Below are 26,081 nucleotides of genomic sequence, written 5' to 3' on the forward strand. Positions count from 1 at the left end.
TCGAGGACCCCGAAAAGGAGAACGGCATGAACCAAGAGGTCATGAATCTCTTCAACCCGCAGGCGCCTGCGCAGGTGTTCGATTCCATCCGGATCTCGCTTGCCAGCCCAGAGAAGATTCTGTCCTGGTCGTTCGGCGAGATCAAGAAGCCGGAGACCATCAACTACCGCACCTTCAAGCCGGAGCGTGACGGCCTGTTCTGCGCGCGCATTTTTGGCCCGATCAAGGACTATGAGTGCCTGTGCGGCAAGTACAAGCGCATGAAGTACAAGGGCGTCATCTGCGAAAAGTGCGGCGTCGAGGTCACGCTGTCGCGCGTTCGCCGCGAGCGCATGGGCCATATCGAGCTCGCCGCGCCCGTCGCCCATATCTGGTTCCTGAAGTCGCTGCCCTCGCGCATCGGCACGCTGCTCGACATGACGCTCAAGGACATCGAGCGCGTGCTCTATTTCGAGAACTACATCGTCACCGAGCCCGGCCTCACCGCGCTGAAGGAGAACCAGCTCCTGAGCGAGGAAGAGTACATGCTTGCCGTCGACGAGTATGGCGAGGATTCTTTCACCGCCATGATCGGCGCCGAGGCCATCCATGACCTTCTGGCCGGCATGGATCTGGAGAAGATCGCCGGCGACCTGCGTTCGGAACTGGCTTCGACCACATCCGAGCTCAAGCAGAAGAAGTACCTGAAGCGGCTCAAGGTCGTCGAAAACTTCATGGAATCCGGCAACCGTCCGGAATGGATGATCATGAAGGTCGTTCCGGTGATCCCGCCGGACCTGCGCCCGCTCGTTCCCCTGGATGGTGGCCGCTTCGCCACGTCCGACCTCAACGACCTCTATCGCCGCGTCATCAACCGCAACAACCGCCTGAAGCGGCTGATCGAGCTGCGCGCGCCCGGCATCATCGTGCGCAATGAAAAGCGCATGCTGCAGGAAGCCGTCGACGCGTTGTTCGACAACGGCCGTCGCGGCCGCGTCATCACCGGCGCCAACAAGCGTCCGCTGAAGTCGCTGTCCGACATGCTGAAGGGCAAGCAGGGCCGGTTCCGCCAGAACCTGCTCGGCAAGCGCGTCGACTATTCCGGTCGCTCGGTCATCGTGACCGGTCCGGAGCTGAAGCTGCATCAGTGCGGCCTGCCGAAGAAGATGGCGCTCGAACTCTTCAAGCCCTTCATCTACGCCCGCCTCGACGCCAAGGGTTTCTCCTCGACCGTCAAGCAGGCCAAGAAGCTGGTTGAGAAGGAGCGTCCGGAAGTTTGGGACATCCTCGACGAGGTCATCCGCGAGCATCCGGTGCTCTTGAACCGCGCGCCGACGCTGCACCGCCTCGGCATCCAGGCGTTTGAGCCGATCCTGATCGAAGGCAAGGCGATCCAGCTGCATCCGCTGGTCTGCACCGCCTTCAACGCCGACTTCGACGGCGACCAGATGGCGGTCCACGTGCCGCTGTCGCTGGAAGCGCAGCTCGAGGCCCGCGTGCTGATGATGTCGACCAACAACATCCTGCACCCGGCTTCCGGCGCGCCTATCATCGTGCCGTCGCAGGACATGGTTCTCGGTCTCTACTATCTGTCGATCGTCAACCAGAACGAGCCGGGCGAAGGCATGGTGTTCGCCGACATGGGCGAGCTTCAGCATGCGCTGGAGACCAAGGCCGTGACGCTGCACGCCAAGATCAAGGGCCGCTTCCGCTCCGTCGATGCCGAAGGCAACGTCGTGTCGAAGATCTACGACACCACGCCCGGCCGCATGATCATCGGCGAGCTTCTGCCGAAGAACGTCAACGTGCCGTATGAGACAGCCAACCAGGAGATGACCAAGAAGAACATCTCCAAGATGATCGACACCGTCTACCGCCACTGCGGTCAGAAAGAGACGGTCATCTTCTGCGATCGCATCATGGCGCTCGGCTTTGCGCATGCTTGCCGAGCCGGCATCTCGTTCGGCAAGGACGACATGCTGATCCCGGACAGCAAGATCAAGCTGGTGTCCGAGACCGAAGCTTTGGCCAAGGAGTACGAGCAGCAGTACAATGACGGCCTGATCACGCAGGGCGAGAAGTACAACAAGGTCGTCGACGCCTGGGCCAAGTGCTCGGAAAAGGTCGCCGACGAGATGATGGCGCGCATCAAGGCGGTGGAATTCGAGGACAACGGCCGTCAGAAGCCGATGAACTCGATCTACATGATGTCGCATTCGGGTGCGCGCGGTTCGCCCACCCAGATGCGTCAGCTCGCCGGCATGCGCGGCCTGATGGCCAAGCCCTCGGGTGAAATCATCGAGACGCCGATCATCTCGAACTTCAAGGAAGGCCTCACCGTGCTCGAGTATTTCAACTCGACCCACGGCGCCCGTAAGGGTCTGGCAGACACCGCCTTGAAGACGGCGAACTCGGGTTATCTCACCCGGCGCCTGGTCGACGTGGCGCAGGACTGCATCGTCAACTCCGTGGACTGCGGCACCGACAAGGGCCTCACCATGCAGCCGATCGTCGATGCCGGTCAGGTCGTCGCTTCGGTCGGCCAGCGCGTGCTGGGCCGCACCGCGCTCGACGACATCAGCCATCCGGTGACCGGCGACTTGCTGGTCAAGGCCGGCACGCTGATGGACGAGCGCGATGTGGAGCAGATCGAAAAGGCCGGCGTGCAGTCGATCCGCATCCGCTCGGCGCTGACCTGCGAGATCAGGACCGGCGTGTGCGCGGTCTGCTACGGACGCGATCTGGCCCGCGGCACGCCCGTCAACCAGGGCGAGGCCGTTGGCGTCATCGCGGCGCAGTCGATCGGCGAGCCGGGCACCCAGCTCACCATGCGTACCTTCCACATGGGCGGCACGGCGCAGGTGGTGGATTCCTCGTTCCTTGAAGCCTCCTATGAGGGCAAGGTGCAGATCCGCAACCGCAACGTGGTGCGCAACTCGGAAGGCCAGCAGATGGTCATGGGCCGCAACATGGCGGTGCTCATCCTCGACGAAGCCGGCAAGGAACGCGCTACGCACCGCGTCACCTATGGTTCGCGTATCTTCGTGGACGATGGCGACAAGGTGAAGCGCGGTCAGCGCATCGCCGAGTGGGATCCTTACACCCGCCCGATCCTTACCGAAATCGAGGGCAGGGTGGCGTTCGAGGATCTGGTCGACGGCATTTCCGTTCAGGAAACGGCTGACGAATCGACCGGCATCACCAAGCGCGAGGTCATCGACTGGCGTTCGACCCCACGCGGCAACGACCTGAAGCCGGCGATGGTCGTCCAGGATGCCAAGGGCAAGGTCGGCAAGCTGTCGAAGGGCGGCGATGCACGCTTCCTGCTCTCGGTCGAGGCCATCCTCTCGGTCGAGCCTGGCGCGCATGTCCGTCCGGGCGACGTGCTGGCGCGTATCCCGATGGAAAGCGCCAAGACCAAGGACATCACCGGTGGTCTGCCGCGCGTTGCGGAACTGTTCGAGGCTCGCCGTCCGAAGGATCACGCCATCATCGCCGAGATCGATGGCACGATCCGCTTCGGCCGCGACTACAAGAACAAGCGCCGCATCATCATCGAGCCGCATGACTCGACGCTGGAGCCGGTGGAGTACCTGATCCCGAAGGGCAAGCCGTTCCATCTCCAGGACGGCGACGTCATCGAGAAGGGCGACTACATCCTCGACGGCAACCCGGCGCCGCACGACATCCTGGCGATCAAGGGCGTGGAGGCGCTCGCCTCCTACCTCGTCAACGAGATCCAGGAGGTCTACCGCCTGCAGGGCGTGTCGATCAACGACAAGCACATCGAGGTGATCGTTCGCCAGATGCTGCAGAAGGTCGAGATCACCACGCAGGGCGACTCGACCTATATCCCGGGCGACCACGTCGACGTGATCGAACTGGAAGAGGTCAACGAGCGCCTGATCGAGGACGGCAAGAAGCCGGCCGAAGGTCAGCCGGTGCTCTTGGGCATCACCAAGGCCTCGCTGCAGACGCCGTCCTTCATCTCGGCCGCCTCCTTCCAGGAGACGACGAGGGTGCTCACCGAGGCTGCGGTTGCCGGCAAGACCGACATGCTGCAGGGCCTGAAGGAAAACGTCATCGTCGGCCGTCTGATCCCGGCCGGCACGGGCGGCACGATGAGCCAGATAAGGCGCATCGCCACCTCGCGCGACGAGCTCATCATCGACGAGCGCCGCAAGGCCTCCGGTGTCGAGGTCGCCGAGCCGATGCTGACCGACATGGTCAACGCCGCGCAGTAGACGGCATGAAATGAAAACAGGAAAAAGGGGCCCTCGTGGCCCCTTTTCGCATTTCAGAGCATGATCTTGAAAACTGGGATCGGGACGACGGCTCCACCTGCCGTCATCCTGATCGAGCGTCACGAAAGAGGAAGAGCCATGAGCAGCACGACCTGGACGGCCGTCGACGATTACATCGTTTCCTCGCTTTTCGAATCCGATGCCGTGCTGGACGCGGTGATCAAGACCAATCGCGACCAAGGGCTACCGGCAATCGACGTCTCGGCCGCTCAAGGCAAGCTGCTGTCGCTGCTGGTGCGTATTCGGGGCGCGAAAAAGGTGCTGGAGGTCGGCACGCTTGGCGGCTACTCGACCATCTGGATGGCAAGGGGATTGCCGGCGGACGGCAAGGTCGTGACGCTGGAGCTCGATCCGCATCACGCCGGGGTCGCGCGCTCGAACTTTGAGCGAGCAGGGGTTTCCGCCAAGGTCGACCTGCGGGTCGGTCCCGCGCTGCCGTCGCTTGCCACGCTGGCAAGCGAAAATGCCGGTCCGTTCGACCTGATCTTCATCGACGCCGACAAGCCGAACAACCCGAACTATCTCGACGGGGCGATGAAGCTGTCGCGCTCAGGCACGGTGATCGTCTGCGACAACGTCATACGCGACGGAGCTGTGGTGAAGAAAAATAGCGGCGATGCCAATGTCGAAGGCGCGCGTGCGGCATTCTCCTTCATCGGCGGCGACAAGCGGCTGGACGGCACCGCCATCCAGACCGTCGGCGCCAAGGGCTATGACGGGTTCGCCATCGCGATCGTCAAGTGACATCACACCATGGTGACGGTGATATCAGACCAACTCGGTCGTGCTCACTTGTCATCGGCTGTTCGTTTGGACGACCGGCTTCCCCCAATCCGTCGCTGCTTCGCAGCGCCACCTTTCCCCGGAGGGAAAGGAAGCCGCGTTGAACGAGCGTTGGCGGCAATAGGTTCGCGCCCTTTCTCTACCCCGTCGATCGGGGTGGCTCGGCGTAGCCGAGACGGAGTGGGGGGGCGACCTGGCACCAGCGTGCATTCCAGCCAGGTCCGCGATCCCTTCGCATGCGCAACTCAATCGAAGAACGCCTCGACCACGTTGCGCTTGCCCAGCATGAACGCGTCGGCCACGTGCTGCAGCGGGGCGAGATCGACATCGGAGCTGCCTGCGCGGACAATCTCGGCGAAGCGCCTGTAGAGCATCGGGTACTCGGCCTCTGGCTCGTCGTGGACGACCCGCCCGTCGACGGCGAGTTTCGCGCCGCCGCCGGAAAGCTGCATCCGGCCCTTGTCGGTTTCCGCCAGGATGTCCCAGCTCTGCGGGCCGGTCTGCAGCCAGTCGAGTTCCATCGTCACCGGCAGGCCGGTCGAGGTGCGGAAGGCGACATGCGCGGCGACGGGCGCCGCGCGGTTCTCCGGAAAATCCAGCACGGCCGAGGTGATGAACATCGGCGGCAGGATGTGGGTGGCGATCGAGAGCGCATTGATGCCCGGATCGAACACCCCGAAGCCGCCCGGCTCCCAGATCCATTCCTGGTTCGGATGCCAACGGCGCACGTCTTCCTTCCAGTTGATGGCGGCCGAAGTCATCTTTGCCGAGGCGAGGAACGCACGCGCGGCCTCCACCGCCGGCGCATAGCGCGAATGCCAGCTGGCAAAAAGCGAGACGCCGTTCTTTTCGGCAAGCGCCTTCAGGTGCTCGACCTCGCTGACCGTGGCGCCCGGCGGCTTTTCGAGGAACACGTGCTTCCTTGCTTCAAGCGCGGTGCGCGCGGCGTCGTAGCGAAACTGCGGCGGCATGCACAGCGACACCGCCTCGAGGCCGGGTTCGGCCGCAAGCATCACTTCTATGCTGGGATAGTTCGCTATGCCGTCGACCTTGCCGTGGCGGCTGGCCGCGGCGACGAGCTGATAATTGCCATCCTTGGCGACTGCAGGCAGGTGCTGGTCGCGGACGATCTTTCCCACGCCGACGATGCCGAGCTTGATGGGACTGCTGGTCATGGGAACTCCGAAAATGGACGAGTGACAGTTCTGGGTGGAGGGCTTGCCGACAAGCCGGGAAGGGTAGTTGCGCCGGGCGCGATATCAGAGCGGCTCGTCGAAAGTGACGATCGAGACCTCGCCTTCAAGCGCGCCCTGATAGGCCGACAGATGCGGCTCCTCGTCGGGCACGCCCTCCATGTCGCCGATCTGGTCGAGCTCGGCCTCGGCGAATCCCTCGGCGGCAAGCGATTCGAGCGCACGGCGCACGGCAGAATCATCGTCGGGGGCCACCAGCATCACATGGACGCCTTCCGATTTGCCGCCCTTCTTCTTCCACACCCGGCCGGTGATGATGGTAACCGGGCGTTCTTCATTGTCGTTCACGGGCTGATTCCCCTTGGTAGAGAGATTGGGCGCTGTCCATGGCGCTTTTTTGCATGAAGCCTGCGCGTGTGACAGCCGAAAGCCGGTCACTTTCTTCTTCCGTCTTGAAAAAAGACGCAAGAAAATTACATGCGTTTTCCGCATGGCTGCCAGGCCTCGGGTTGGGCGCAATATTTGGCGTTCCGGGGTTGACGGTTCGAAGGCTTGCGAGTAGAAGCCGCCCAGTCAGAACCGATGTGAGGCTCTCCTGTCCGAAGCGACACGCTTTGGAGCTTGCCTCAAACAGGGTTCGTTTTACGAGCGAAAAGACATTTCCGGCGCGCATGAAGCGGCTCCCGCTTCCTCTGCAATTTGTTCGGGCAGGACCGCGAGGCGCGGTGTGTTGCCCGAATTTGCGTATGGAAATGACGCTTTGAGCGGCCCTGACAGGGCAGACACGGAATTGAGAGACAAGAGGGTTTAATGCCTACCGTCAACCAGCTGATCCGCAAGCCGCGCCTGGCGCCGGTGAAGCGCAACAAGGTCCCGGCCATGCAGCAGAACCCGCAGAAGCGGGGCGTCTGCACGCGCGTCTACACCACGACGCCGAAGAAGCCGAACTCGGCGCTGCGCAAGGTGGCCAAGATTCGCCTGACCAACGGTTTCGAAGTGATCGGCTACATCCCTGGCGAAGGCCACAACCTTCAGGAACACTCGGTGGTCATGATCCGCGGCGGTCGCGTCAAGGATCTGCCGGGCGTCCGCTATCACATCATCCGTGGCGTGCTCGACACGCAGGGTGTGAAGAACCGCAAGCAGCGTCGTTCGAAATACGGCGCCAAGCGTCCGAAGTAAGGGTTTCCCATGTCCCGTCGTCACAGTGCAGAAAAGCGTGAGATCAATCCGGACCCCAAGTTCGGCGATCTGATCGTCACCAAGTTCATGAACGCCGTCATGTATGACGGCAAGAAGTCGGTTGCCGAGACCATCGTCTACGGCGCGCTGGACCAGGTCCAGGCCAAGACCAAGCAGGAGCCGGTCACCGTCTTCCATCAGGCGCTCGACAATGTCGCGCCGCATGTGGAAGTGCGCTCGCGTCGCGTCGGCGGCGCCACCTATCAGGTTCCGGTCGATGTCCGCCCCGAGCGCCGCCAGGCGTTGGCCATCCGCTGGCTGATCGCCGCTGCGCGCAACCGCAACGAGACCACCATGGTCGACCGCCTCTCGGGCGAGCTGATGGACGCGGCCAACAACCGCGGCACGGCTGTCAAGAAGCGTGAAGACACCCACAAGATGGCAGAAGCCAACCGCGCCTTCGCGCACTACCGCTGGTAAAGCGCGAACGAGACTGAGAGGCACCTCCCATGGCCCGAGAATACAAGATCGAAGACTACCGCAATTTCGGTATCATGGCGCATATCGACGCCGGCAAGACGACGACGACCGAGCGCGTCCTCTATTACACGGGCAAGTCGCACAAGATCGGCGAAGTCCATGATGGCGCTGCCACCATGGATTGGATGGAGCAGGAGCAGGAACGCGGCATCACCATCACCTCGGCCGCGACCACGACCTTCTGGAAGGGTCGCGATGGCAAGATGCGCCGCTTCAACATCATCGACACTCCCGGACACGTCGACTTCACCATCGAAGTCGAGCGTTCGCTGCGCGTGCTCGACGGCGCCATCGCGCTGCTCGACGCCAACGCCGGTGTCGAGCCGCAGACCGAGACCGTCTGGCGCCAGGCCGACAAGTACCACGTGCCGCGCATGATCTTCTGCAACAAGATGGACAAGATCGGCGCCGACTTCTACCGCTCCGAGGAAATGATCGGTTCGCGCCTCGGCGCGCAGGCTGTCGTCATGCAGCTGCCGATCGGCGCCGAGACCGAGTTCAAGGGCGTCGTCGACCTCGTCGAGATGAATGCGCTTGTATGGCGCGACGAGACGCTGGGCGCTGCCTGGGACGTCGTCGAGATCCCGGCCGACCTCAAGGACAGGGCCGAGCAATACCGCGAGAAGATGATCGAAGCCGCCGTCGAGATGGACGAGACCGCGCTCGAGAACTACCTCGAAGGCAGGATGCCGTCTAACGACGAGATCCGCGCGCTGATCCGCAAGGGCACCATCGCGGTCAAGTTCTTCCCGATGTTCTGCGGCTCGGCCTTCAAGAACAAGGGCGTGCAGCCGCTGCTCGACGCCGTTGTCGACTATCTGCCGTCGCCGGCCGAAGTTCCTGCCATCAAGGGCGTCGACGCCAAGACCGACGCCGAGATCGAGCGTCATGCCGATGACAATGAGCCGCTGTCGATGCTGGCGTTCAAGATCATGAACGACCCGTTTGTCGGCTCGCTCACCTTTGCTCGCATCTATTCGGGCAAGCTCGCCAAGGGCATCTCGGTCGACAACACCGTCAAGGGCAAGAAGGAGCGCATCGGCCGCATGCTGCAGATGCATGCGAACTCGCGCGCCGACGTTGAAGAAGCTTACGCCGGCGACATCGTTGCGCTTGCCGGCCTCAAGGACACGACCACCGGCGACACGCTGTGCGATCCGCTGCACCCGGTCATCCTCGAGCGCATGGAATTCCCCGATCCGGTCATCCAGATCGCCATTGAGCCGAAGACCAAGAACGACCAGGAAAAGATGGGCCTCGCGCTGCATCGCCTGGCGGCCGAGGATCCGTCCTTCCGCGTCAAGACCGACGAGGAAAGCGGCCAGACCATCATCGCCGGCATGGGCGAGCTGCATCTCGACATCATCGTCGACCGCATGCGCCGCGAGTTCAAGGTGGAAGCCAATGTCGGCGCGCCGCAGGTGGCTTATCGCGAGACCATCACCCGCACGCACGAGCAGGATTACACGCACAAGAAGCAGACCGGCGGTACCGGCCAGTTCGCTCGCGTCAAGATCATATTCGAGCCGAACACCGAGAGCGAAGAGTTCGTGTTCGAGTCCAAGATCGTCGGCGGTGCGGTTCCGAAGGAATACATCCCGGGCGTCGAGAAGGGCATCAACAGCGTCATGGGTTCCGGCCCGTTCGCCGGCTTCCCGATGATCGGCGTCAAGGCCACCCTCATTGACGGCGCGTTCCACGACGTCGACTCCTCGGTGCTGGCGTTCGAAATCGCCTCCCGTGCCTGCTTCAAGGAAGCCGCTCCGCGCCTCGGCGTGCAGCTCCTGGAGCCGATCATGAAGGTCGAGGTCGTGACGCCGGAAGATTATGTCGGCGGCGTCATCGGCGACCTCAACGGCCGCCGTGGCCAGATCCAGGGTCAGGAAGCGCGCGGCGTTGCCGTCGTCATCAACGCGATGGTGCCTTTGGCCAACATGTTCAAGTACGTCGACAATCTGCGTTCGATGTCGCAGGGCCGCGCCCAGTACACGATGCAGTTCGACCACTACGAGCCGGTTCCGACCGCGGTCGCCCAGGAAGTTCAGAAGAAATACGCGTAACTCGAGCGGGTTGCACGAGACCTTAATTCAAGGCCCGCACGGGCGAGCAGGAATGGAGAGATCACATGGCAAAAGGTAAATTCGAGCGCACCAAGCCGCATGTGAACATTGGCACGATCGGTCACGTCGATCATGGCAAGACGTCGCTGACGGCGGCGATCACGAAGTATTTTGGCGAATACAAGCGCTATGACCAGATCGACGCAGCACCCGAAGAGAAGGCGCGCGGCATCACGATCTCGACGGCGCATGTCGAGTATGAGACGGCCAACCGTCACTATGCCCATGTCGACTGCCCCGGCCACGCCGACTATGTGAAGAACATGATCACCGGTGCCGCGCAGATGGACGGCGCGATCCTGGTGGTTTCGGCCGCCGACGGCCCGATGCCGCAGACCCGCGAGCACATCCTTTTGGCCCGCCAGGTCGGCGTTCCCTCGATCGTGGTGTTCTTGAACAAGGTCGACCAGGTCGATGACGCCGAGCTGCTCGAGCTGGTCGAGCTCGAGGTTCGCGAGCTTCTGTCGAAGAACGAGTTCCCCGGCGACGACATTCCGATCGTCAAGGGCTCGGCGCTGGCGGCGTTGGAAGACACCAACAAGACCATCGGCGAGGACGCCATCCGCGAGCTGATGGCTCAGGTCGACGCCTATATCCCGACGCCGGTTCGTCCGCTGGACAAGCCGTTCCTGATGCCGATCGAGGACGTGTTCTCGATCTCGGGCCGCGGCACGGTTGTGACCGGCCGCGTCGAGCGCGGCGTGGTCAAGGTCGGCGAGGAGCTGGAAATCGTCGGCATCCGTCCGACCACCAAGACGACCTGCACGGGCGTTGAGATGTTCCGCAAGCTGCTCGACCAGGGCCAGGCCGGCGACAACATCGGCGCGCTGCTGCGCGGCGTCGACCGTGAAGGTGTCGAGCGCGGCCAGGTCCTGGCCAAGCCCGGCACGGTCAAGCCGCACAAGAAGTTCGTGGCCGAAGCCTACATCCTGACCAAGGACGAAGGCGGCCGTCACACGCCGTTCTTCACCAACTACCGTCCGCAGTTCTACTTCCGCACCACGGACGTGACGGGCATCGTGACGCTGCCGGCCGGCACCGAGATGGTCATGCCTGGCGACAACATCACCGTCGACGTCGAGCTGATCGTGCCGATCGCGATGGAAGAGAAGCTGCGCTTCGCCATCCGTGAAGGCGGCCGCACCGTCGGTGCCGGCATCGTCGTCACCATCACAGAATAATTGGACTGAAACCGATCTGTCGCGGGCGCGGGAGCTGCCCGCGCCGCGCCAGAACAAGGAATTGACGCATGAACGGACAGAATATCCGCATCCGCCTTAAGGCGTTTGACCACCGGGTGCTCGACGCCTCGACGCGCGAAATCGTGTCGACCGCCAAGCGCACCGGCGCCAACGTCCGCGGCCCCATCCCGCTGCCGACGCGGATCGAAAAATTCACGGTCAACCGGTCGCCCCACGTCGACAAGAAGAGCCGTGAGCAGTTCGAGATGCGCACGCACAAGCGGCTGCTCGACATAGTCGATCCGACCCCGCAGACGGTCGATGCTTTGATGAAGCTCGATCTGGCGGCCGGTGTCGACGTCGAGATCAAGCTCTAAGGGAATGAGAGCGCGGTAAGGGGCGGTGCCCCTGGCCCGGAACTCTAAAGGAATTGAACCGATGCGTTCAGGTGTGATTGCAAAGAAGGTGGGAATGACCCGCATCTATAACGATGCCGGCGAGCACGTTCCCGTCACTGTTCTTCAGATGGAGAACTGTCAGGTCGTGGCCCAGCGCACGCAGGAGAAGAACGGCTACACCGCCGTCCAGCTCGGCGTTGGCCTTGCCAAGGTGAAGAACACGTCGAAGGCGATGCGTGGCCATTTCGCCGCCGCGTCCGTCGAGCCCAAGGCTAAGGTCGCCGAGTTCCGCGTCTCCGCCGACAACATGATCGACGTCGGCGCCGAACTGACGGTCGAGCATTTCGTCGTCGGCCAGAAGGTCGACGTCACCGGCACCTCGACCGGTAAGGGTTTCCAGGGCGTGATCAAGCGGCACCACATGGGTGGCGGCCGCGCTACGCACGGCAATTCGGTCTCGCACCGCACGCACGGCTCGACCGGTCAGCGCCAGGATCCGGGCAAGGTGTTCAAGGGCAAGCATATGGCTGGCCACATGGGCGACACTCGCGTCACCACGCAGAATGTCGAGGTCGTGTCGACCGACGCTGATCGCGGCCTGATCCTGATCCGCGGCGCGGTTCCCGGCGTCAAGGGCGCCTGGATCCTGGTTCGCGACGCTGCCAAGGTTGCGCTGCCGGCCAATGCGCCGAAGCCTGCCGCGATCCGTGCCGCTGCCGCCAAGAACGAAGCCCCGGCCACCGAGGGAGCGGAATAATGGATATCAAGATCACAACGCTGGGCGGCAAGGACGCCGGCAAGGTGAAGCTCTCCGAGGAGATTTTCGGCCTTGACCCACGCGAGGACATCCTGCAACGCGTCGTGCGCTGGCAGCTCGCCAAGAAGCAGCAGGGCACGCACAAGGCCAAGGGCCGCGCCGAGATCGCGCGCACCGGCGCCAAGATGTACAAGCAGAAGGGTACGGGCCGCGCCCGTCACCACTCGGCTCGCGCTCCGCAGTTCCGCGGCGGCGGCAAGGCACACGGCCCGGTCGTGCGCAGCCACGAGCACGATCTGCCCAAGAAGGTCCGCGCGCTCGGCCTCAAGCACGCTCTCTCGGCCAAGGCCAAGAGCGCGTCGATTATTATCATCGACGAGCTGAAGCTGACCGAGGCCAAGACAAAGGCGCTGATCGCGAATTTCGCGACGCTCGGCCTGACCAACGCTTTGGTTATCGGCGGTGCCGAGCTTGACCAGAACTTCAAGCTGGCGGCGACAAACATCCCGAACATCGACGTGCTGCCCATTCAGGGCATCAACGTCTACGACATTCTGCGCCGCGGCACGCTGGTCCTTTCGAAGGCCGCCGTCGAGGCTCTCGAGGAGCGCTTCAAATGACCGACCTTCGTCACTACGACGTGATCGTCTCGCCGGCGATCACCGAAAAGTCGACCATGGCTTCCGAGAACAACCAGGTCGTCTTCAACGTCGCCAAGAAGGCGTCGAAGCCGGAAATCAAGGCCGCCGTCGAAGCGCTGTTCGGCGTCAAGGTCACGGCTGTGAACACGCTTGTCCGCAAGGGCAAGATCAAGCGCTTCCGCGGCACGATCGGCCGCCAGAGCGACGTCAAGAAGGCGGTAGTGACGCTGGCCGACGGCCAGTCGATCGACGTCGCGACGGGTCTCTGAGCAAGGCCGCGAGGACAGGACAATGGCACTTAAGAAATTCAACCCGGTAACGCCGAGCACCCGTCAGCTGGTCATCGTCGACCGCTCGGGCCTCTACAAGGGCAAGCCCGTCAAGGGCCTGACCGAAGGCCTGACCAAGTCGGGCGGCCGCAACAATTACGGCCGCATCACGGCCCGCTTCATCGGCGGCGGTCACAAGCGTTCGTACCGCATCATCGACTTCAAGCGTAAGAAGTACGATGTCGTCGGCACGGTCGAGCGTATCGAATACGATCCGAACCGCACCGCCTTCATCGCCCTGATCAAGTATGACGATGGCGAGCTGTCCTACATCATCGCCCCGCAGCGCCTTGCCGCCGGCGACAAGATCGTGGCCGGCGAAGCGGTCGACGTGAAGCCGGGCAACGCGATGCCGCTGGCCTCGATGCCGGTCGGCACGATCGTCCACAACATCGAGCTGAAGCCGGGCAAGGGCGCCCAGGTCGCCCGTTCGGCGGGCGGTTACGCCCAGCTCGTCGGTCGCGACCAGGGCATGGCGATCCTGCGCCTCAACTCGGGTGAGCAGCGTGTCGTGCATGGCTCCTGCATGGCCACCGTCGGCGCGGTTTCCAACCCTGACCACGGCAACATCAACGACGGCAAGGCGGGCCGCACTGTCTGGCGCGGCAAGCGCCCGCACAATCGCGGCGTGACCATGAACCCGGTCGACCATCCGCACGGCGGCGGCGAAGGCCGCACCTCGGGCGGCCGGCATCCGGTTTCGCCCTGGGGCAAGCCGACCAAGGGCAAGAAGACGCGGTCCAACAAGGCGACCGACAAGTTCATCCTGCGCTCGCGCCATCAGCGCAAGAGCTAAGAAGAGGTAACGCCAAGTGACTCGTTCTATTTGGAAAGGCCCCTTCATCGACGGCTACCTTCTCAAGAAGGTGGACAAGGTTCGTGAAGGCGGTCGCAATGAGGTGATCAAGATGTGGAGCCGCCGCTCCACCATCCTGCCGCAGTTCGTCGGCCTCACCTTCGGTGTCTACAACGGCCAGAAGCACGTTCCCGTCTCGGTGAACGAGGACATGGTCGGCCACAAGTTCGGTGAATTCGCTCCGACCCGGACCTATTACGGTCACGGCGCGGATAAGAAGGCGAAGAGGAAATAATCATGGGCAAGGCCAAAGCTCCGCGCAGGCTTGCTGACAACGAAGCGCGCGCCGTTCTGCGCACGATCCGTATCAGTCCGCAGAAGCTGAACCTGGTTGCCGCGCTGATCCGCGGCAAGAAGGTCGCGACCGCGCTTTCCGATCTCGAATTCTCGGCCAAGCGGATTTCCGGCACGGTCAAGAAGACGCTGGAATCGGCGATCGCCAACGCGGAAAACAATCACGACCTCGATGTCGACGCGCTGATCGTGGCGGAAGCCTATGTCGGCAAGTCGATCGTCATGAAGCGCTTTCACGCTCGTGGCCGCGGTCGCGCCAGCCGTATCGAGAAGCCGTTCTCGCACCTCACGATCGTCGTTCGTGAAGTCGAGGAAAAAGGGGAGGCCGCATAATGGGCCAGAAAGTCAATCCGATCGGGCTGCGTCTCGGCATCAACCGCACCTGGGATTCGCGCTGGTTCGCGAACACCGGCGAGTACGGCCAGCTGCTGCACGAGGACCTCAAGATCCGCAAGTATCTTGAGAAAGAACTCAAGCAGGCCGCGATCTCCAAGGTCGTGATCGAGCGTCCGCACAAGAAGTGCCGCGTCACCATCCACGCGGCGCGTCCGGGCCTCATCATCGGCAAGAAGGGCGCCGACATCGAGAAGCTTCGTAAGAAGCTGACCGAGATGACGAAGTCCGAAACGCACCTCAACATCGTCGAAGTGCGCAAGCCGGAGATCGACGCCACGCTGGTCGCCCAGTCGATCGCACAGCAGCTCGAGCGCCGCATCGCGTTCCGCCGCGCCATGAAGCGCGCCGTTCAGTCGGCCATGCGTCTCGGCGCCGAAGGCATCCGCATCAACTGTGCCGGCCGTCTCGGCGGCGCCGAGATCGCGCGCATGGAGTGGTACCGCGAGGGCCGCGTGCCGCTGCATACGCTGCGCGCCGATGTCGACTACGGCACGGCCGAGGCGAACACGGCTTATGGCATCTGCGGCGTCAAGGTGTGGGTGTTCAAGGGCGAGATCCTCGAGCACGACCCGATGGCTTCGGAGCGTCGCGCCACCGAAGGTGATGCCGCGCATGGTGGCGGTGAGCGTGAACGCGGCCGTCGTCGCGAGAACGCCTGAGACATTTGAGAATTTGGAGTTAGAACGATGCTGCAGCCAAAGCGCACAAAGTTCCGTAAGCAGTTCAAGGGCCGTATCCACGGTACCGCCAAGGGCGGCACCAACCTGGATTTCGGCGGTTTCGGGCTGAAGGCGCTTGAGCCGAACCGCGTCACCGCGCGCGAGATCGAGGCGGCCCGCCGCGCGATCACCCGCGAGATGAAGCGCGCCGGCCGCGTCTGGATCCGGGTGTTCCCGGACCTGCCGGTCACCTCGAAGCCGACCGAAGTCCGCATGGGTAAGGGCAAGGGCGCGGTCGACTACTGGGCGGCGCGCGTGAAGCCCGGCCGCATCATGTTCGAGATCGACGGCGTCAGCGAGGAGACGGCGCGTGAAGCGCTGCGTCTCGGCGCCGCCAAGCTCTCGGTCAAGACGCGCTTCGTACAGCGCATCGCAGAATAAGGACGGGCTGAACCATGAAAGCCGAAGACATCCGGACCAAGACCCAGGATCAGTTGACCGACGACCTGGCCAATCTGAAGAAGGAGCAGTTCAACCTGCGCTTCCAGAAGGCCACCGGCCAGCTCGAGAAGACCGCGCGCGTGAAGCAGGTCCGCAGGGACATTGCGCGCATCAAGACCATCGCCGCGCAAAAAGCCGCGGCCAAGAAGGGTTAAGACCATGCCAAAGCGCATTCTGCAGGGCACCGTCGTCAGCGACAAGAACGAGAAGACGGTCGTCGTCAAGGTCGAACGGCGCTTCACGCATCCCGTGATGAAGAAGACCGTGCGCATGACCAAGAAGTACAAGGCGCACGACGAGAACAACGCCCACAAGGTCGGCGATCAGGTGTTCATCCAGGAATCGAAGCCGATTTCCAAGGACAAGCGCTGGATCGTCGTCACTTCGGATCAGGCGTAAACAAGCGAATTTTGGACAGACCGGGGAGGGGCTTTGCGCCTGTCCCGTTAGAAAAGAAGAAGGCGGCCAGTCATGATTCAGATGCAAACAAACCTCGACGTCGCGGACAATTCCGGCGCCCGTCGTGTCATGTGCATCAAGGTGCTGGGCGGCTCGAAGCGGAAGTATGCCTCCGTCGGCGACATCATCGTGGTGTCGATCAAGGAAGCCATTCCGCGCGGCCGCGTTAAGAAGGGCGATGTGATGAAGGCGGTCGTGGTTCGCACGGCCAAGGACATCCGCCGCCCGGACGGCAGCGTGATCCGTTTCGACAAGAACGCGGCCGTTCTCGTCGACAACAAGAAAGAGCCGATCGGCACCCGTATCTTCGGACCGGTTCCGCGCGAGCTTCGCGCCAAGAACCACATGAAGATCATCTCGCTCGCGCCTGAAGTGCTGTAAGGAGCCGGACCAATGCAAAAGATCAAAAAAGGCGACAAGGTCGTCGTGCTTGCCGGCAAGGACAAGGGCCGTTCGGGCGAAGTCCTGTCGGTTCAGCCGAAGGAAGACACCGCGCTCGTCCGCGGCGTGAACCTCATTCGCCGTCACCAGAAGCAGTCCCAGTCCCAAGAGGGCGGGATCATCACCAAGGAAGCGCCGATCCACCTGTCGAACATCGCGCTGGCCGACCCCAAGGACGGCAAGCCGACCCGCGTCGGCTTCACCATCCAGAAGGATGGCAAGAAGGTGCGCGTCGCCAAGCGTTCGGGAGAAGTCATCAATGGCTAAGGCTGAAACCAAGCAGGCAACTGCCAAGAACGAGCCCCGCCTCAAGAAGGTCTATAACGAGACCATCCGCAAGGCGATGCAGGAGCAGTTCGGTTACGACAACGACATGCAGGTTCCGCGCATCGACAAGATCGTGCTGAACATGGGTGTCGGTGAGGCGACCGCAGACTCCAAGAAGCCCTCGGTCGCGGCCGAGGATCTCGCGATGATCGCCGGCCAGAAGGCCGTCGTCACCCGTGCCCGCAACTCCATTGCCGGCTTCAAGGTGCGCGAGAATATGCCGATCGGCGCCAAGGTCACGTTGCGCAAGGAACGCATGTACGAGTTCCTCGACCGCCTCGTGAACATCGCGCTGCCGCGCGTTCGCGACTTCCGCGGGCTGAACCCGAAGAGCTTTGACGGTCGTGGCAACTACGCCATGGGCATCAAGGAACACATCGTGTTCCCGGAGATCAACTACGACAAGGTTGATCAGGTCTGGGGCATGGACGTCATCGTTTGTACGACGGCGAAGACGGACGACGAGGCGAGAGCTCTGCTCAAGGCCTTCAACTTCCCCTTCCGCCAGTAACGGCAGCGAAAAAGGAAACATCTGAAATGGCAAAGACCAGCTCAGTCGAGAAGAACAACCGGCGCCGCAAGCTCGCCGATCAGTACGCCGCCAAGCGCACGGCGCTCAAGGCCATCATCATGGATCAGTCCCAGCCGATGGAAGAGCGTTTTCGCGCCCAGTTGAAGCTTTCGGCGCTGCCTCGCAACTCGGCCAAGATCCGTATCCGCAACCGCTGCGAAGTCACGGGCCGTCCGCGCGCCTATTATCGCAAGCTCAAAGTTTCGCGTATCGCGCTTCGCGATCTGGGCAATACCGGCCAGATCCCGGGCCTGGTCAAGTCGAGCTGGTAAGGAGACACTGAGATGTCATTGAGCGATCCTCTCGGCGATATGCTGACCCGCATCCGCAACGCCTATGGCCGTAAGAAGTCGAGCGTTTCGACCCCGGCCTCGCGTCTGCGCGCCCGTGTCCTCGAAGTGCTGAAGTCGGAAGGCTATATCCGCGACTACAGCCAGACCGATTTTGAAAACGGCAAGTCGGAAATCGAGATCGAGCTGAAGTATTTCGACGGCGCTCCGGTCGTGCGCGAAATCGCGCGCGTCTCGAAGCCTGGCCGCCGCGTCTATGTCTCGGCCAAATCGATCCCGCACGTCGCCAACGGCCTCGGCATCGCCATTCTTTCGACGCCGAAGGGCGTCATGGCCGACCATGAAGCGCGCGAGCAGAATGTCGGCGGCGAGATCCTCTGCCAGATCTTCTGATCGGGCATGAGATTGAATGAATGGGCTTCGGTTCTCGGGATCGCGCCCGGGAACTGGAACTGAAACCAAAGAAGTGACGAGGACAACAAAATGTCTCGTATCGGAAAGAAACCCGTTTCGCTGCCGCAGGGCGTGACCGCGACCGTCAACGGCCAGACCGTGACGGCGAAGGGCCCCAAGGGCGAGCTGAAATTCGTGGTCAACGACGAAGTGCTGGTCAAGATGGAAGGCAGCGAGATTGCTGTCCAGCCGCGCGACCAGACCAAGGCGGCCCGCTCCAAGTGGGGCATGTCGCGCACGCAGATCGTCAACATCCTGCAGGGCGTGAAGGACGGCTTCGAGAAGAAGCTCGAGATCACCGGCGTCGGATATCGTGCGGCGCTGCAGGGCAAGAACCTGCAGCTCGCGCTCGGCTTCAGCCACGACGTGGTCTATGAGACGCCCCAGGGCATCACGATCACGGTGCCGAAGCCGACCGAAATCACGATCACGGGCATCGATAAGCAGCAGGTCGGCCAGGTCGCCGCCGAGATCCGCGAATATCGCGGTCCGGAGCCCTACAAGGGCAAGGGCGTGCGCTATGCCGGCGAGAAGATCGTCCGCAAGGAAGGCAAGAAGAAGTAATAGACTTGGCCCCGAAAAGTTGCAGACTTTTCGGAAAGGGCCAAGCCAGAGAAGTGTAACGCCGCGGGGAGCGGCCGCGGGAGGCCTGGCCTACCGCACAGGGTTGCCCCCGTTTTCTGAAGGCAAGGAACTGACATTATGGCAAGCCCCAAAGAAACCATCCAGCGCCGCGCGCAGCGCGTGCGCCGCCAGTTGAAGAAGGTCGCCGGCGAGCGTCCGCGGCTTTCGGTGCACCGCACCTCGAAGAACATCTACGTCCAGGTCATCGACGATGCCAACGGCCACACGCTGGCAGCTGCCTCGACGCTCGAGAAGGACCTCAAGGGTTCGCTCAAGACCGGCGCTGACACCGCCGCCGCCGCCGCGGTCGGCAAGCTGATCGCCGAGCGCGCCACCAAGGCCGGGGTCAAGGAAGTCGTCTTCGACCGTGGCCCGTACATCTATCATGGCCGCGTCAAGGCGCTGGCCGAGGCTGCCCGCGAGGGTGGACTGAGCTTCTGATTTATCGCCGTCGGCGACCCGAATGAGGCGCCGGCAAACAGCAACCCGTGCTTCCGGAAAAGAACAAGGAACAGGATATGGCACAGGAACGTAGGGACGGCGGCCGCGGCCGCGAGCGTGAAGAACGCGACGACGGCATGGTGGACAAGCTGGTCCACATCAACCGCGTCGCCAAGGTGGTGAAGGGTGGCCGTCGCTTCGGCTTCGCCGCTCTTGTCGTCGTCGGCGACCAGAAGGGCCGCGTCGGCTTCGGCCACGGCAAGGCGCGCGAAGTGCCGGAAGCGATCCGCAAGGCGACCGAGTCGGCCAAGCGCGACATGATCTTCGTGCCGCTGCGCTCGGGCCGTACGCTGCATCACGACGTCGAGGGCCGTTGGGGCGCCGGACGCGTTCTGCTGCGCGCTGCCAAGCAGGGTACCGGCATCATCGCCGGCGGCCCGATGCGCGCCGTCTTCGAGACGCTCGGCATGCATGACGTGGTCGCCAAGTCGATGGGTTCGTCGAACCCCTACAACATGGTTCGCGCCACCTTCGACGCGCTGAAGAGCCAGATGCATCCCAAGGATGTGGCTGCCGCGCGCGGCATCAAGTACTCGACCCTTCAGGCCCGCCGCGGCACCGCCGTTGCGGCTGAAGAATAGTCGATCTGACCAGGGATTTCGACCATGGCCAAGAAAGCTACCAAAACCATCACCGTCGAGCAGATCGGCTCTCCGATCCGCCGGCCGAAGGAGCAGCGCGCGACGCTGGTCGGCCTCGGCCTGAACAAGATGCACAAGCGGCGCACGCTGGAAGATACCCCTTCCGTGCGTGGCATGATCGCTGCCGTCCAGCACCTCGTCCGCGTCGTGGACGAGGCCTGAACGGAAGCGCAGGAGAAGCAACATGAAACTCAACGATCTGCGTGACAAGGACGGCGCCACGCACTCCAAGAAGCGCCTCGGCCGCGGCATCGGCTCCGGCTCGGGCAAGACCGCCGGTCGCGGCGTCAAGGGCCAGAAGGCCCGCTCGGGCGTTGCCATCAACGGCTTCGAGGGTGGCCAGATGCCGCTCTACCGGCGCCTGCCGAAGCGTGGCTTCAACAACATCTTCGCCAAGAGCTTCAACGTCGTGTCGCTGGCCAGGATCCAGGCGGCCATCGACGCCAAGAAGCTCGACGCCAAGGAGACAGTGACTGTCGAGGCGCTCATCGCTGCCGGCGTCATCCGCCGCGCCAAGGACGGCGTGCGCGTGCTGTCCGACGGCGAGCTCAAGGCCAAGCTCTCCTTCGACGTCGCCGGCGCCTCCAAGGCCGCGATCGAGAAGATCGAGAAGGCCGGCGGTTCGGTGAAGCTGCCGGAAGCGGCCGCCGCCGAGTAACGGCGATTTGAAGCGCGGCCGGCGGCGATGACTTCGCATTTTCCGTCGAAGCGCGCTTTGATCAGTTGAATTGGGCGGCCGCGTCGACGCGGCCGCTTGCATGTTCACGGTCCGGAGCTTATCTCGTGAGCTTCGGTGACACGCGCCGCCTGAGCTGCGGGCATCGAGCGTGATCTAGCGGAGAATCAGGCATGGCTTCGGCTGCTGAACAACTAGCCTCCAATCTGAATTTCGCGGCCTTCGCCAAGGCCGAGGATCTCAAGAAGCGCATCTGGTTCACCATCGGCGCGCTGCTCGTCTATCGCCTCGGCACCTATATCCCGCTTCCCGGCATCAACCCCGACGCTTTCGCCCAGGCCTTCTCCTCGCAGAGCAAGGGCGTGCTCGGCATGTTCAACATGTTTGCCGGCGGCGCCGTGCAGCGCATGGCAATCTTTGCGCTGGGCATCATGCCCTACATCTCCGCCTCCATCATCATGCAGCTGATGACGTCGGTCATCCCGTCGCTGGAAGCGCTGAAGAAGGAAGGCGAGCAGGGCCGCAAGATCATCAACCAGTACACGCGCTACGGCACCGTGCTTCTGGCGCTGATCCAGGCCTACGGCATTTCGGTCGGCCTCGAAGGCGGCAACGGCATCGTCAACGATCCCGGCATGTTCTTCCGGATATCGACCGTCGTCACGCTGGTCGGCGGCACCATGTTCCTGATGTGGCTCGGCGAGCAGATTACCGCGCGCGGCATCGGCAACGGCATTTCGCTGATCATCTTCTCCGGCATCGTCGCCGGCCTGCCGCGGGCGATCTCCGGAACGCTGGAGCTTGGCCGCACCGGCGCGCTGTCGACGGGCCTGATCCTGGCGATCATCGTGCTGGCCATCATCGTCATCGCGCTGATCGTTTTCTTCGAGCGCGCCCAGCGCCGCCTGCTCATCCAATATCCGAAGCGCCAGGTCGGCAATCGCATGTTCCAGGGCGACACCTCGCACCTGCCGCTGAAGCTCAACACCTCGGGTGTCATCCCGCCGATCTTCGCGTCCTCGCTGCTGCTGCTGCCGGCGACGGTGGCGGGCTTCTCGCAGTCGACCAACCTGCCGGCCTGGGCAAGCACCATCCTGGCCTCGCTCGGCCACGGCCAGCCTCTCTACATGATCTTTTATGCAGGCATGATCGTCTTCTTCGCCTTCTTCTACACGGCGATCGTCTTCAACCCGAAGGACACGGCCGACCAGCTCAAGAAGCACTCCGGCTTCATCCCGGGTTATCGTCCGGGCGAGCGCACCGCCGACTATATCGACTATGTTCTGACGCGTATCACCGTCATCGGCGCCATCTACCTGGTGCTGGTCTGCCTGCTGCCGGAGTTCCTGATTTCGGCGACTGGCGTACCTTTCTACCTCGGTGGCACATCGCTTCTGATCGTGGTCAGTGTCACGCTCGACACGGTGGCGCAGATTCAGGGTCACCTGATCGCGCACCAGTATGAGGGCCTGATCAAGAAGTCGAAGTTGCGCGGGGGGAAGAGGAGCAGATGAGGCTGATATTGCTTGGGCCGCCAGGAGCGGGCAAGGGGACGCAAGCACAAAGACTGGTAGAAAAACATGGCATACCCCAGCTCTCGACGGGTGACATGCTGCGTGCCGCCGTCCAGGCCGGGACCGAGGTCGGCAAGCGCGCCAAGGCGGTGATGGATGCCGGTGAGCTGGTCTCGGACGCGATCGTCAACGCCATCGTCGCCGAACGCATCGATCAGCCGGATTGCGCCAGGGGTTTCATTCTCGACGGCTATCCGCGCACGCTGGTCCAGGCCGACGCGGTCGAAGCCATGCTCGCCGAGCGTGGCTTCGCGCTCGACACCGTCATCGAGCTCGTCGTCGACGACAAGGCGCTGGTCGGGCGAATCGTCAAGCGCGCCGATGATGCCAAGGCCGCCGGCCAGCCGGTGCGCAAGGACGACAACCCTGCGGTGTTCGAAGAACGCCTGCGCGAATACTACAAGAAGACTGCGCCGCTGATTGGCTACTATTACGCCAAAGGCAAGCTCAAGACCGTCGATGGCATGGCGAGTATCGATGCCGTGACCGTCGAGATCGGCAAGGTGCTCGCGGCTGCGGTGAAGTAAGCCGGGCCGGCAATTAAAGATTGCGCTTGACTGGACTGGGCCGTTGGGGTATGGCGGCCCGTCTTCCTATCAGGCATGGACTTTGCTTGCCCTTGCGGGCAAAGCGGTCGCTTTGAACCAGGAAACCCTCGCAAGGGCCGGCCTCCACCGGACGCGGGGCAACTTCGATAGCGCCGGCATATCCGGCCCATATGGAGAAAGAGAAGAAATGGCTCGTATAGCCGGCGTCAACATTCCGACCAACAAGCGCGTCGTCATTGCGCTTCAGTACATTCACGGCATCGGCAAGAAGTTTGCCCAGGAGATCGTCGACAAGGTCGGCATCCCGGCGGACCGCCGCGTCAACCAGCTGACCGACGCGGAAGTGCTGCAGATCCGCGAGACGATCGACCGCGACTACCAGGTCGAAGGCGACCTGCGCCGCGAAGTCTCGATGAACATCAAGCGGCTCATGGACCTCGGCTGCTACCGCGGCCTGCGTCACCGCCGCTCGCTGCCGGTCCGCGGCCAGCGCACGCATACCAATGCGCGCACCCGCAAGGGCCCGGCCAAGGCGATCGCCGGCAAGAAGAAGTAATTTAGGGGAATAAGGGAGTAGGGGAGTAAGGCAGTAGGGAATGCCCGCAATCGGGTCGCACTTTCCCTACTCCCTTACTGCCCTATTCCCCTGCTCCCTTACGAAGGGTGGAGCCGCTGGCATTACGGCGGTGTAGAGATCAACTGAAAGGACTATTATGGCCAAGGAAGCCGCTCGTGTTCGCCGTCGCGAACGCAAGAACATCTCGTCGGGCGTTGCCCACGTCAATTCGACCTTCAACAACACCATGATCACCATCACCGACGCGCAGGGCAATTCGATTGCTTGGTCGTCGGCCGGTGCGCAGGGCTTCAAGGGTTCGCGCAAGTCGACCCCGTTCGCTGCCCAGATGGCCGCCGAAGACGTTGCCAAGAAGGCGCAGGAACACGGCATGCGTATGCTCGAGGTCGAGGTCTGCGGACCCGGCTCCGGTCGTGAATCGGCGCTGCGCGCGCTGCAGGCCGCCGGCTTCACCATCACCTCGATCCGTGACGTGACGCCGATCCCGCACAATGGCTGCCGTCCGCGCAAGAAGCGCCGCGTCTAATTTTTAGAACGCCGCGCGAACGCCAGGGCGTTCCTCCGCGGTTTTCCGTGTCGCTCGCCACGATTGGATGGTGGCGGGGCAAAGGAAGGAAACACTATGATCCAGAAAAATTGGCAAGAACTGATCAAGCCGAACAAGATCGAGTTCTCGTCGAAGAAGAAGACGCTGACCACGCTGGTGGCCGAACCGCTCGAACGCGGCTTTGGCCTGACGCTGGGCAACGCGCTGCGGCGCGTGCTTCTGTCTTCGCTGCGCGGCGCGGCTGTGACCGCCGTGCAGATCGACGGCGTGCTGCATGAATTCTCGTCCATCGCCGGCGTGCGCGAGGACGTGACCGACATCGTTCTAAATATCAAGGAAATCGCCATCCGCATGGAAGGCGATGGTCCCAAGCGCATGGTCGTGCGCAAGCAGGGCCCGGGCGCCGTGCTCGCTGGCGACATCCAGACCGTCGGCGACGTCGAGATCCTCAACCCCGACCACGTCATCTGCACGCTGGACGAGGGCGCCGAGATCCGCATGGAGTTCACCGTCGACACCGGCAAGGGCTATGTGCCGGCCGAGCGCAACCGCGCCGAGGACGCGCCGATCGGCCTGATCCCGGTCGACAGCCTCTACTCACCGGTCAAGAAGGTCTCCTACAAGGTTGAGAACACCCGCGAGGGCCAGGTTCTCGACTACGACAAGCTGACCATGACCATCGAGACCAACGGCTCGATCTCGGGCGAGGATGCGGTGGCTTTTGCCGCCCGCATCCTGCAGGATCAGCTCGGCCTGTTCGTCAACTTCGACGAGCCGCAGAAGGAAGTCGCCACTGAGGCCGTCACCGAGCTCGCCTTCAACCCGGCGCTGCTCAAGAAGGTCGACGAGCTCGAGCTTTCGGTGCGTTCGGCCAACTGCCTGAAGAACGACAACATCGTCTATATCGGCGACCTGATCCAGAAGACCGAAGCCGAGATGCTGCGCACCCCGAACTTCGGCCGCAAGTCGCTGAACGAGATCAAGGAAGTGCTGGCGGCCATGGGCCTCCATCTCGGCATGGAAGTGCCGGACTGGCCGCCGGAAAACATCGAAGACCTCGCTAAGCGTTACGAAGACCAATATTGAGCATGAATTCCAAGGATCGGCGGCGCGAGCCGCTCGATCCGACGGTCATGCGGAAAACCATCAGAGGCTTGGCCTCTTGAACAACTGAAGAAGGAGAAGAGCCATGCGCCATGGTTTTAAGGGCCGCCGGTTCGCCCGCAGCATCAGCCATCGCAAGTCGATGTTCGCCAATCTCGCCGTCTCGCTGATCGAGCACGAGCAGATCGTCACCACCCTGCCGAAGGCGAAGGACCTGCGTCCGATCGTCGAGAAGCTGGTGACGCTCGGCAAGCGCGGCGACCTGCACGCCCGCCGCCAGGTGATCGCGCAGATCGGCAACGAAGGCGTGGTCAAGCGCCTGTTCGAGACCATTGCTCCGCGCTACGCCACCCGCAATGGCGGCTATCTGCGCATCATGAAGGCGGGCTTCCGCCATGGTGACAACGCCGCGATGGCCGTGATCGAGTTCGTCGACCGCGACACCTCGGCCAAGGGCGCCGGCGATCGCGCCCGCCTCGAGGCAGAAGGCGCCAATGAGGAAGCCGCGGCCGCCTGAGGCCAAGCGTTTTCGTCAATGACTTCAAGGGGCCCACGGGCCCCTTTTGCGTTTATCGGAATAGGCGAGCAGCGGGCGGTTTTCGTCCTTGCGTGCATGCTTTTGCGCGACAAGTGTC

The 26,081-nt window shown here is 62.9% G+C and carries 35 protein-coding genes; 33 read left to right on the forward strand and 2 right to left on the reverse strand.

Annotation, left to right across the window (positions count from 1 at the left end; all coding sequences use genetic code 11):
• The first annotated feature begins 26 nt into the window (after positions 1-26).
• Together rpoC and AC0L2L_RS22315 are read left to right on the forward strand one after the other, a co-directional pair.
• Positions 27-4,223, forward strand: coding sequence for a DNA-directed RNA polymerase subunit beta' (rpoC, locus tag AC0L2L_RS22310; protein WP_027170376.1), 4,197 nt, complete (start codon positions 27-29; stop codon positions 4,221-4,223).
• Between the two features lie 138 nt (positions 4,224-4,361).
• Complete coding sequence (locus AC0L2L_RS22315; RefSeq protein WP_473581220.1) at positions 4,362-5,027, forward strand: O-methyltransferase; 666 nt, start codon at positions 4,362-4,364, stop codon at positions 5,025-5,027.
• Between the two features lie 284 nt (positions 5,028-5,311).
• Here the strand turns inward: AC0L2L_RS22315 and AC0L2L_RS22320 are convergent, their stop codons facing one another.
• Together AC0L2L_RS22320 and AC0L2L_RS22325 are read right to left on the reverse strand one after the other, a co-directional pair.
• Complete coding sequence (locus tag AC0L2L_RS22320; protein WP_473581221.1) at positions 5,312-6,241, reverse strand: Gfo/Idh/MocA family protein; 930 nt, start codon at positions 6,239-6,241, stop codon at positions 5,312-5,314.
• A gap of 84 nt (positions 6,242-6,325) precedes the next feature.
• A complete protein-coding gene (locus AC0L2L_RS22325; RefSeq protein WP_473581222.1) occupies positions 6,326-6,607 on the reverse strand; it encodes a transcriptional regulator in 282 nt (93 codons plus the stop codon).
• 462 nt (positions 6,608-7,069) lie between these two features.
• On the opposite strand from AC0L2L_RS22325, the gene rpsL reads away from it, so the two are divergent.
• From rpsL to rplQ, 31 genes are all read left to right on the forward strand, one after another.
• Complete coding sequence (gene rpsL, locus AC0L2L_RS22330; protein WP_006202128.1) at positions 7,070-7,441, forward strand: 30S ribosomal protein S12; 372 nt, start codon at positions 7,070-7,072, stop codon at positions 7,439-7,441.
• Between the two features lie 9 nt (positions 7,442-7,450).
• Positions 7,451-7,921 carry a 30S ribosomal protein S7 gene (gene rpsG / locus AC0L2L_RS22335; protein WP_027170372.1) on the forward strand — a complete coding sequence of 157 codons (471 nt, stop codon included), beginning with the start codon at positions 7,451-7,453 and terminating at the stop codon, positions 7,919-7,921.
• Positions 7,922-7,950: 29 nt separating this feature from the next.
• Entirely contained in the window at positions 7,951-10,041 is a 2,091-nt protein-coding gene (gene fusA / locus AC0L2L_RS22340; protein ID WP_473581223.1) for an elongation factor G, read from the forward strand.
• Positions 10,042-10,106: 65 nt separating this feature from the next.
• Positions 10,107-11,282, forward strand: a complete 1,176-nt coding sequence (gene tuf, locus AC0L2L_RS22345; RefSeq protein WP_473581206.1) for an elongation factor Tu — start codon at positions 10,107-10,109, stop codon at positions 11,280-11,282.
• A gap of 68 nt (positions 11,283-11,350) precedes the next feature.
• Positions 11,351-11,659: a 30S ribosomal protein S10 gene (gene rpsJ, locus AC0L2L_RS22350; RefSeq protein ID WP_006205468.1), complete on the forward strand. Its 309-nt coding sequence runs from the start codon at positions 11,351-11,353 to the stop codon at positions 11,657-11,659.
• 61 nt (positions 11,660-11,720) lie between these two features.
• The gene (gene rplC, locus AC0L2L_RS22355) at positions 11,721-12,437 is read left to right on the forward strand and encodes a 50S ribosomal protein L3 (RefSeq protein WP_027170369.1); all 717 of its coding nucleotides are present in this window, start codon (positions 11,721-11,723) and stop codon (positions 12,435-12,437) included.
• On the forward strand, positions 12,437-13,057 hold the full coding sequence (gene rplD, locus AC0L2L_RS22360) for a 50S ribosomal protein L4 (RefSeq protein ID WP_027170368.1): 621 nt from the start codon (positions 12,437-12,439) through the stop codon (positions 13,055-13,057). The genes rplC and rplD overlap by 1 nt, the downstream gene beginning before the upstream one ends.
• Positions 13,054-13,347, forward strand: coding sequence for a 50S ribosomal protein L23 (locus tag AC0L2L_RS22365; protein ID WP_027170367.1), 294 nt, complete (start codon positions 13,054-13,056; stop codon positions 13,345-13,347). Before rplD ends, AC0L2L_RS22365 begins: the two co-directional genes overlap by 4 nt.
• Before the next feature lie 22 nt (positions 13,348-13,369).
• Positions 13,370-14,203 carry a 50S ribosomal protein L2 gene (gene rplB, locus AC0L2L_RS22370; protein ID WP_027170366.1) on the forward strand — a complete coding sequence of 278 codons (834 nt, stop codon included), beginning with the start codon at positions 13,370-13,372 and terminating at the stop codon, positions 14,201-14,203.
• 16 nt (positions 14,204-14,219) lie between these two features.
• Positions 14,220-14,498 (forward strand): 30S ribosomal protein S19, encoded by a 279-nt coding sequence (gene rpsS, locus AC0L2L_RS22375; RefSeq protein WP_015317982.1) that lies wholly within the window; start codon positions 14,220-14,222, stop codon positions 14,496-14,498.
• A 2-nt stretch (positions 14,499-14,500) separates the two neighbouring features.
• Positions 14,501-14,890 (forward strand): 50S ribosomal protein L22, encoded by a 390-nt coding sequence (rplV, locus tag AC0L2L_RS22380; protein WP_006205462.1) that lies wholly within the window; start codon positions 14,501-14,503, stop codon positions 14,888-14,890.
• The gene (rpsC, locus tag AC0L2L_RS22385; RefSeq protein ID WP_473581224.1) at positions 14,890-15,612 is read left to right on the forward strand and encodes a 30S ribosomal protein S3; all 723 of its coding nucleotides are present in this window, start codon (positions 14,890-14,892) and stop codon (positions 15,610-15,612) included. Before rplV ends, rpsC begins: the two co-directional genes overlap by 1 nt.
• A 27-nt stretch (positions 15,613-15,639) precedes the next feature.
• Positions 15,640-16,053, forward strand: coding sequence for a 50S ribosomal protein L16 (gene rplP / locus AC0L2L_RS22390; RefSeq protein WP_027170364.1), 414 nt, complete (start codon positions 15,640-15,642; stop codon positions 16,051-16,053).
• A gap of 14 nt (positions 16,054-16,067) precedes the next feature.
• Positions 16,068-16,268, forward strand: coding sequence for a 50S ribosomal protein L29 (gene rpmC, locus AC0L2L_RS22395; protein WP_027170363.1), 201 nt, complete (start codon positions 16,068-16,070; stop codon positions 16,266-16,268).
• Between the two features lie 4 nt (positions 16,269-16,272).
• Entirely contained in the window at positions 16,273-16,512 is a 240-nt protein-coding gene (rpsQ, locus tag AC0L2L_RS22400; protein ID WP_027170362.1) for a 30S ribosomal protein S17, read from the forward strand.
• Between the two features lie 72 nt (positions 16,513-16,584).
• Positions 16,585-16,953 carry a 50S ribosomal protein L14 gene (rplN, locus tag AC0L2L_RS22405; RefSeq protein WP_006205457.1) on the forward strand — a complete coding sequence of 123 codons (369 nt, stop codon included), beginning with the start codon at positions 16,585-16,587 and terminating at the stop codon, positions 16,951-16,953.
• Between the two features lie 12 nt (positions 16,954-16,965).
• The gene (gene rplX / locus AC0L2L_RS22410; protein ID WP_454508011.1) at positions 16,966-17,280 is read left to right on the forward strand and encodes a 50S ribosomal protein L24; all 315 of its coding nucleotides are present in this window, start codon (positions 16,966-16,968) and stop codon (positions 17,278-17,280) included.
• Complete coding sequence (gene rplE, locus AC0L2L_RS22415; protein ID WP_036260373.1) at positions 17,273-17,851, forward strand: 50S ribosomal protein L5; 579 nt, start codon at positions 17,273-17,275, stop codon at positions 17,849-17,851. Before rplX ends, rplE begins: the two co-directional genes overlap by 8 nt.
• Positions 17,852-17,877: 26 nt before the next feature.
• On the forward strand, positions 17,878-18,183 hold the full coding sequence (gene rpsN, locus AC0L2L_RS22420) for a 30S ribosomal protein S14 (RefSeq protein ID WP_027170359.1): 306 nt from the start codon (positions 17,878-17,880) through the stop codon (positions 18,181-18,183).
• A 12-nt stretch (positions 18,184-18,195) separates the two neighbouring features.
• Positions 18,196-18,594, forward strand: a complete 399-nt coding sequence (rpsH, locus tag AC0L2L_RS22425) for a 30S ribosomal protein S8 (RefSeq protein ID WP_027170358.1) — start codon at positions 18,196-18,198, stop codon at positions 18,592-18,594.
• Positions 18,595-18,684: 90 nt separating this feature from the next.
• Positions 18,685-19,218 (forward strand): 50S ribosomal protein L6, encoded by a 534-nt coding sequence (gene rplF, locus AC0L2L_RS22430; RefSeq protein ID WP_027170357.1) that lies wholly within the window; start codon positions 18,685-18,687, stop codon positions 19,216-19,218.
• A 138-nt stretch (positions 19,219-19,356) separates the two neighbouring features.
• Positions 19,357-19,719 (forward strand): 50S ribosomal protein L18, encoded by a 363-nt coding sequence (rplR, locus tag AC0L2L_RS22435; RefSeq protein WP_027170356.1) that lies wholly within the window; start codon positions 19,357-19,359, stop codon positions 19,717-19,719.
• 77 nt (positions 19,720-19,796) lie between these two features.
• Positions 19,797-20,360, forward strand: a complete 564-nt coding sequence (rpsE, locus tag AC0L2L_RS22440; protein WP_036260404.1) for a 30S ribosomal protein S5 — start codon at positions 19,797-19,799, stop codon at positions 20,358-20,360.
• 24 nt (positions 20,361-20,384) lie between these two features.
• Positions 20,385-20,582 carry a 50S ribosomal protein L30 gene (gene rpmD, locus AC0L2L_RS22445; RefSeq protein ID WP_027170355.1) on the forward strand — a complete coding sequence of 66 codons (198 nt, stop codon included), beginning with the start codon at positions 20,385-20,387 and terminating at the stop codon, positions 20,580-20,582.
• Between the two features lie 22 nt (positions 20,583-20,604).
• Positions 20,605-21,078, forward strand: coding sequence for a 50S ribosomal protein L15 (rplO, locus tag AC0L2L_RS22450; protein WP_027170354.1), 474 nt, complete (start codon positions 20,605-20,607; stop codon positions 21,076-21,078).
• 191 nt (positions 21,079-21,269) lie between these two features.
• Positions 21,270-22,610, forward strand: coding sequence for a preprotein translocase subunit SecY (gene secY, locus AC0L2L_RS22455; protein ID WP_027170353.1), 1,341 nt, complete (start codon positions 21,270-21,272; stop codon positions 22,608-22,610).
• Positions 22,607-23,197, forward strand: coding sequence for an adenylate kinase (locus AC0L2L_RS22460; protein WP_473581227.1), 591 nt, complete (start codon positions 22,607-22,609; stop codon positions 23,195-23,197). The genes secY and AC0L2L_RS22460 overlap by 4 nt, the downstream gene beginning before the upstream one ends.
• Positions 23,198-23,405: 208 nt before the next feature.
• Positions 23,406-23,774: a 30S ribosomal protein S13 gene (gene rpsM, locus AC0L2L_RS22465; RefSeq protein WP_027170351.1), complete on the forward strand. Its 369-nt coding sequence runs from the start codon at positions 23,406-23,408 to the stop codon at positions 23,772-23,774.
• 157 nt (positions 23,775-23,931) lie between these two features.
• Positions 23,932-24,321, forward strand: a complete 390-nt coding sequence (gene rpsK / locus AC0L2L_RS22470; protein ID WP_006205444.1) for a 30S ribosomal protein S11 — start codon at positions 23,932-23,934, stop codon at positions 24,319-24,321.
• Between the two features lie 96 nt (positions 24,322-24,417).
• Complete coding sequence (locus AC0L2L_RS22475) at positions 24,418-25,428, forward strand: DNA-directed RNA polymerase subunit alpha (protein WP_027170350.1); 1,011 nt, start codon at positions 24,418-24,420, stop codon at positions 25,426-25,428.
• A 103-nt stretch (positions 25,429-25,531) separates the two neighbouring features.
• Positions 25,532-25,963 carry a 50S ribosomal protein L17 gene (gene rplQ / locus AC0L2L_RS22480; RefSeq protein ID WP_027170349.1) on the forward strand — a complete coding sequence of 144 codons (432 nt, stop codon included), beginning with the start codon at positions 25,532-25,534 and terminating at the stop codon, positions 25,961-25,963.
• The last annotated feature ends 118 nt before the right edge of the window (positions 25,964-26,081 follow it).

The organism is Mesorhizobium sp. WSM4832, from assembly GCF_055811115.1.

Coding starts and splice junctions, on each gene's coding strand:
- AC0L2L_RS22460 (WP_473581227.1), top strand. CDS start 22,607: ATGAGGCTGATATTGCTTGGGCCGCCAGGAGCGGGCAAGGGGACGCAA.
- rplC (WP_027170369.1), top strand. CDS start 11,721: ATGCGTTCAGGTGTGATTGCAAAGAAGGTGGGAATGACCCGCATCTAT.
- rpsJ (WP_006205468.1), top strand. CDS start 11,351: ATGAACGGACAGAATATCCGCATCCGCCTTAAGGCGTTTGACCACCGG.
- rpsK (WP_006205444.1), top strand. CDS start 23,932: ATGGCCAAGGAAGCCGCTCGTGTTCGCCGTCGCGAACGCAAGAACATC.
- rplD (WP_027170368.1), top strand. CDS start 12,437: ATGGATATCAAGATCACAACGCTGGGCGGCAAGGACGCCGGCAAGGTG.
- fusA (WP_473581223.1), top strand. CDS start 7,951: ATGGCCCGAGAATACAAGATCGAAGACTACCGCAATTTCGGTATCATG.
- rpmD (WP_027170355.1), top strand. CDS start 20,385: ATGGCCAAGAAAGCTACCAAAACCATCACCGTCGAGCAGATCGGCTCT.
- rpoC (WP_027170376.1), top strand. CDS start 27: ATGAACCAAGAGGTCATGAATCTCTTCAACCCGCAGGCGCCTGCGCAG.
- rplP (WP_027170364.1), top strand. CDS start 15,640: ATGCTGCAGCCAAAGCGCACAAAGTTCCGTAAGCAGTTCAAGGGCCGT.
- rplR (WP_027170356.1), top strand. CDS start 19,357: ATGGCAAGCCCCAAAGAAACCATCCAGCGCCGCGCGCAGCGCGTGCGC.
- rpmC (WP_027170363.1), top strand. CDS start 16,068: ATGAAAGCCGAAGACATCCGGACCAAGACCCAGGATCAGTTGACCGAC.
- rplQ (WP_027170349.1), top strand. CDS start 25,532: ATGCGCCATGGTTTTAAGGGCCGCCGGTTCGCCCGCAGCATCAGCCAT.
- rplO (WP_027170354.1), top strand. CDS start 20,605: ATGAAACTCAACGATCTGCGTGACAAGGACGGCGCCACGCACTCCAAG.
- rpsC (WP_473581224.1), top strand. CDS start 14,890: ATGGGCCAGAAAGTCAATCCGATCGGGCTGCGTCTCGGCATCAACCGC.
- AC0L2L_RS22365 (WP_027170367.1), top strand. CDS start 13,054: ATGACCGACCTTCGTCACTACGACGTGATCGTCTCGCCGGCGATCACC.
- rplE (WP_036260373.1), top strand. CDS start 17,273: ATGGCTAAGGCTGAAACCAAGCAGGCAACTGCCAAGAACGAGCCCCGC.
- AC0L2L_RS22475 (WP_027170350.1), top strand. CDS start 24,418: ATGATCCAGAAAAATTGGCAAGAACTGATCAAGCCGAACAAGATCGAG.
- rplB (WP_027170366.1), top strand. CDS start 13,370: ATGGCACTTAAGAAATTCAACCCGGTAACGCCGAGCACCCGTCAGCTG.
- rpsM (WP_027170351.1), top strand. CDS start 23,406: ATGGCTCGTATAGCCGGCGTCAACATTCCGACCAACAAGCGCGTCGTC.
- rplV (WP_006205462.1), top strand. CDS start 14,501: ATGGGCAAGGCCAAAGCTCCGCGCAGGCTTGCTGACAACGAAGCGCGC.
- rpsH (WP_027170358.1), top strand. CDS start 18,196: ATGTCATTGAGCGATCCTCTCGGCGATATGCTGACCCGCATCCGCAAC.
- secY (WP_027170353.1), top strand. CDS start 21,270: ATGGCTTCGGCTGCTGAACAACTAGCCTCCAATCTGAATTTCGCGGCC.
- AC0L2L_RS22315 (WP_473581220.1), top strand. CDS start 4,362: ATGAGCAGCACGACCTGGACGGCCGTCGACGATTACATCGTTTCCTCG.
- rpsG (WP_027170372.1), top strand. CDS start 7,451: ATGTCCCGTCGTCACAGTGCAGAAAAGCGTGAGATCAATCCGGACCCC.
- rpsQ (WP_027170362.1), top strand. CDS start 16,273: ATGCCAAAGCGCATTCTGCAGGGCACCGTCGTCAGCGACAAGAACGAG.
- rpsE (WP_036260404.1), top strand. CDS start 19,797: ATGGCACAGGAACGTAGGGACGGCGGCCGCGGCCGCGAGCGTGAAGAA.
- rplX (WP_454508011.1), top strand. CDS start 16,966: ATGCAAAAGATCAAAAAAGGCGACAAGGTCGTCGTGCTTGCCGGCAAG.
- AC0L2L_RS22320 (WP_473581221.1), bottom strand. CDS start 6,241: ATGACCAGCAGTCCCATCAAGCTCGGCATCGTCGGCGTGGGAAAGATC.
- rplN (WP_006205457.1), top strand. CDS start 16,585: ATGATTCAGATGCAAACAAACCTCGACGTCGCGGACAATTCCGGCGCC.
- rplF (WP_027170357.1), top strand. CDS start 18,685: ATGTCTCGTATCGGAAAGAAACCCGTTTCGCTGCCGCAGGGCGTGACC.
- rpsN (WP_027170359.1), top strand. CDS start 17,878: ATGGCAAAGACCAGCTCAGTCGAGAAGAACAACCGGCGCCGCAAGCTC.
- rpsL (WP_006202128.1), top strand. CDS start 7,070: ATGCCTACCGTCAACCAGCTGATCCGCAAGCCGCGCCTGGCGCCGGTG.
- tuf (WP_473581206.1), top strand. CDS start 10,107: ATGGCAAAAGGTAAATTCGAGCGCACCAAGCCGCATGTGAACATTGGC.